The sequence below is a fragment of the Endozoicomonas ascidiicola genome (genome assembly GCF_001646945.1).
Taxonomy (GTDB): Bacteria; Pseudomonadota; Gammaproteobacteria; order Pseudomonadales; family Endozoicomonadaceae; genus Endozoicomonas; species Endozoicomonas ascidiicola.
Window position 1 is genome coordinate 167,440 of sequence record NZ_LUTV01000009.1, and the last position, 4,456, is coordinate 171,895.

The 4,456-nt window shown below is 44.9% G+C and carries 5 protein-coding genes and 1 pseudogene; 4 read left to right on the forward strand and 2 right to left on the reverse strand.

The window, feature by feature from the left end; genetic code table 11:
• From AKL11_RS26740 to AKL11_RS22050, 3 genes and pseudogenes are all read left to right on the forward strand, one after another.
• Positions 1-100: pseudogene (locus AKL11_RS26740) on the forward strand (transposase); the annotation flags it as partial.
• A gap of 643 nt (positions 101-743) precedes the next feature.
• Complete coding sequence (locus AKL11_RS22045; RefSeq protein ID WP_067522042.1) at positions 744-968, forward strand: DUF72 domain-containing protein; 225 nt, start codon at positions 744-746, stop codon at positions 966-968.
• Between the two features lie 126 nt (positions 969-1,094).
• Positions 1,095-1,613 carry a hypothetical protein gene (locus tag AKL11_RS22050; protein WP_067522044.1) on the forward strand — a complete coding sequence of 173 codons (519 nt, stop codon included), beginning with the start codon at positions 1,095-1,097 and terminating at the stop codon, positions 1,611-1,613.
• Positions 1,614-1,868: 255 nt separating this feature from the next.
• On the opposite strand, the gene AKL11_RS22055 is transcribed toward AKL11_RS22050, so the two are convergent.
• On the reverse strand, positions 1,869-2,297 hold the full coding sequence (locus tag AKL11_RS22055) for an OsmC family protein (RefSeq protein WP_067522046.1): 429 nt from the start codon (positions 2,295-2,297) through the stop codon (positions 1,869-1,871).
• 222 nt (positions 2,298-2,519) lie between these two features.
• Here AKL11_RS22055 and AKL11_RS22065 point away from each other — a divergent pair, with 222 nt between their 5' ends.
• Positions 2,520-3,677, forward strand: a complete 1,158-nt coding sequence (locus AKL11_RS22065; protein ID WP_067584637.1) for a DUF819 family protein — start codon at positions 2,520-2,522, stop codon at positions 3,675-3,677.
• 215 nt (positions 3,678-3,892) lie between these two features.
• Here AKL11_RS22065 and AKL11_RS22070 read toward each other — a convergent pair.
• Positions 3,893-4,456, reverse strand: a 564-nt coding sequence (locus AKL11_RS22070) for an IS982 family transposase (protein ID WP_157673723.1), incomplete at its 5' end; no start/stop codon positions are given.

Sequence of the window (4,456 nt, forward strand, 5' to 3'; positions counted from 1 at the left end):
ATCGAAAAGAAGATACTTGTCTGCTATCTGCCAACCTACTCCCCAGAACTGAACTTGATAGAAATGCTATGGCAAAAGGTGAAGTATGAATGGTTGAATCTCTTTGAGGTCATGGACTTTAAGGCGTTTGAAGCAGAAGTCATACGAGTGTTTGAGCAGGTCGGTCAGGAATATATGATTTCATTTGGTTAACTACTTACAGGTTCACAATTCAAGGTATTGCTCCCGACACTTATTTTTATGGTTTGGGGGAAAGTCCTCCAAACCGTTCTTCAAAAACTCAGAGGAATCAGTTGCCGAAAAAGTTAACTGATGTCACTGCTGTCTGGTTAAAAATCTAGATGAGACTGATAGAGCCTGTCCTTACTGATTTTTAGTAAAATAGTGGTTATCAAGACAGCTATTTTAAACCAGAGGACAGGCATGCAGCATCCTAACAGTATTTTCCATCAACTGCTCAATACCTCCCCCGTCACCAGTTCCAAAAGGCTGTCGATCGTCATAAGGGGGATCACCGTGTGCGTACATGATCTTGCTGGACTCAGCTAGCCTGTCTTATGTTTGCCCAGATGACGAACAGAAAATCACGTGCAAATAGCTCGAAGAATAAGCCTGAACCTGACAAGTCGATGCTCATTACTAGAATTGTTCAGCGATCCACCAGAGAGAATCAAGGGTAATTTAGTTCAAAATGAAGGGCGTTTGGATCTCGCGTATGCTTAACCGCACAGCAGTGAACTGATATGTATTCTTATATGGTAGAAGTACGTCACCCAGCCTTTTTTCAGAAAGGCGATGAGGAGCGAACGTTAAACAGACTGCTAATGTCGTTAGATGTTGATAGGGTTTGTTTTGATAGCCGATCGTTGTTTGCCAAAGATCCTCGTAATGAACTTGAACGGGATGCCAAGAGAAAAAAACACGGTTGCCTGTGCATGCTATCGCAGCGGGGCAATATGAGCAGTTAGACATTATTTAATAACTGTTTCTCAGGTTACCTCCATTTAATATCATACTTCATGAACTTCTTGTGTGTACAAAGACTCCATATGTGCGGTTGGTTAATAAAGTCAAAGTATCTACAGGAGAAATATATGGCGAACGCTGATGCAGTTACAGGCTGTAATAGCTCCGTAACCACCAGTACTATGGGGTTAGAAGAGCACTCATTGAGTGATTTGGGTGCAAGTGTCAGTGGAGCTGCTTATGGTTTCAATATCAAAAAAGGTACAGGTGCTGATCCCATATTGTTTAGTTGTACAGAACAACCATGTAGCGGGACAAATCTTGATACGAAAATTTGTGAACGATCTGTGAGCTATGAAAACAATTCTGAGAACAAAAACACGTGCTGGCATAATTTCATATGGTCTACAAATAAGTGTAATCGTGCCGGTAGGGATGCGTCTGTCGGAACCATTTGCGCAGGAGTAACTATGGGGGGAGTTGCTCTTGCAGCATTTCCTGTGCCTGTAATATTTGTAATGGGCGGATGTGGATTTGTGTTTGGTGCGTTGGCTGCAGATATCGCGCATAAAGCCGCAATCTACTGTTGCGCAGGTGACCATCCGATAGAAGATGATGCAGATGCCGCTTCGCTGTTTCAAAGATAGCCCCATATTTATTGTCATTATTTAACTGATGTTGCTCGCTATGCTGTCGTTTACTACTATCTTTCGTATTTTGTCCGAATGGACAAGCACCTATGTGGTAGAGGTGCGTAGCATCAGCTTGAGTAGAAGGTTTTGTAGTTGTCTTGTCATCCCTCTAATCAGTTGAGTGTTTGCAGTGAGAGCGATGCTGGATTGAAGTCATGGTTTGCTAATCAATTGATGACAGCAAACCATGTTGATATTCAAAGCAATCAATCAGGCGTCGTGAATCGTGTAATCCCAGGTAACTTCCGTGCCTGAGCGAATCATCATAATGGAAACGGAGCAATGCTTTTCGAAGGTGAGTTGCAGGGCGCGCTCTACCATTCTTTCGGACAGGTTCTCACCAAATAAATCAAAGTGCATATGGACTTTGGTAAACACGGTGGGCGGCGTTGGCGCACGTTCCGTGGTGAGGGCGATTTTGCAATCTTTCAGGTTCTGCCGCGAGTTGGCAAGGATGGAAGTGACATCAATACCCGCACAGCTGCCTGCTGCTGCGAGCAACATTTCCATTGGTGAAGCGGCTTCATTTTTGCCACCAAACTTGGTGGGTGCATCCATGTGGAACTGATGAGGTCCTTCAAGATATTCCGTTTCGCAAGCGAACCCTTTGTCGCCTGTCCATTGAATCGTAGCTTTCATTCATAACTCCGGTTAATTGCTGGTGCAGAGAATAGCCAGACATGAGGATGCATTTATTGATGCCGGTCAAAGCAACATTAGCCAGCTGGCTTATTCTTCGCACAAACCAGTAGCTGCCGGCTTTTACTGTTCAAGTGCCTGATTTCAGGTGTTTTTTGTGTTTTTAAATCAATTTGGCATGGCTCTGGACACTGTAGAAAAACAACATTAAGGATGTCGAATATGATAACGACGGGGTTCCCTTTCATCGCCGTCATGGCCGGGCTGTGTGGTTTTCTGGTTTGGATTGAGCAACGCTATCCCAGCCGTTTTTTTCAATGGTTCCCCAGTATCGTTCTTGTGATGTTTGGCTCTATGGCTTTATACACGGCAGGTGTATGGCAAATGACGCCGGAAGTCGCTGTAGCACGGGCGGCGGTTCGAGATAATTTGATCCCTGCCATGTTGTTCCTGATGTCGCTTCGTTTTGATCTTTCCATCATTCGAAAACTGGGCTCCCGGCTGATTTTATTAATGCTGGGTTCTACCGTCACCATCATGATTGGTTTCGTCGTCACTTATCTATTGATGAACACTTTCCTGGGCGATGAAACACCATTGACGTTTGGAGTGATGTCTGCAGGTTGGACAGGGGGAACCCAGAATTTTGTGGCGGTTAAGCAAGCGCTGGACGTTAGCGATTCGGCCATGGCTTACACCTTGTTGATGGGGGCGCTGTGTTATTCCTTCTGGCTGATCCTCATTATTGCTCTAAAACCGTTCAAAGCCAGATTACAGACGTTTTTAAGAGCTGAAGACAATGGGCTTGATGAGGTGATGGAGCGGTTGTCTGGTTTGGGGCAAACTGGCAAAACCGATACGCAATCATTGATGCTGATGTTTGGTGCATCATTAATCGTAGCGGCGTTGTCTCATCATTTTGGTGGGGTTATTGCCGGATTTGGACTGCTGAATCCAATGGTTTGGGCCATTATTATTTCTTCAGTAGCGGGTATCGCTCTGGCCTCAACCCCGGTTGGAAAACTCGGTGGTGGTGATGAAATCTCTTCCATCATGCTTTACGTAATTGTGGCGTTGATTGGTGCAGAGGTGAATTTGAGTGCGATTACCAAAGCGCCAATGTATTTATTGTCCGGTGTCATGATACTTGCGATTCATGGAGCCCTGCTATTATTACTTGGTCGTATACTGCGCATGAACCTGCATATGTGTGGTATAGCCTCTATTGCCAATATTGGCAGTGCCCCTTCTGCGGCGGTGGTTGCGGCTGCTTACGACAAGAACCTGATGCCCATTGCCATTATTATGGCGTTGATTGGTTCTATGATTGGTTCGTTTGTTGGCTTAACGGTCAGTGAAATTTTGCAGATGCTGAACTAGTCACGTTTAAAGGCTTTGATACCTGGTGTGGGTATCAAAGCTATTCCATATTTTGACAGTAATCAGGGTGTTGCAGCCTGAGTGGCTTTCAACATGAGGCTACATGCCCAGTTCATATCCTTACGCGATGTTCGACTTGCAGATTTTTAACTTTGCATGGAAGTAAGTCCAACTAAAACTTTAAAAGCTGTACCAAAGTGGAGTTTCACTGATTTTTAAGCAGCAGCAATCAGGCTTTCAAACTGAATCGGTGCTTTCCCTGCACTGATATTCAGATATGAACCCATATTGTGTGCCAAAAGCTTCCTGGCTATACGCGAAGTCATATGCCACCTGTCTCGACAACGGCACCTTTCGATTTCAAATTGTTCTGCCAGCTGGCCAATAACTGTTTCAATCCTCCGTCGTACCCGCATGATTACTTTCACAAACGACTTTGGTCTATCATCTTTCATGTTTTTTCTTAGTGGTGTCTGTAGGTCGATACCTAACCCCCGGCAGTCTTCTTTGAACTCTGGTCGTATATACCCTTTGTCACCTAACAAAAGTCCGGCAATGATATCCATCATGTCATAAGCAGCGTCACGCTCATCAATATTAGCGGCAGTCAGCGTAAATCCAACGGGAATACCGCGAGCTTCAACCAGTAGATGTCCCTGAAATCCGTAGAAATGCTTATTCTTTGAGGCACAGTAACCGTAGCCAGCCTCCCCTTTAAAGACTTTGCTTCTGGGCGCTCTTGTCCTTACAGCGACATCAATTGGAAAGCCGTCAATCAG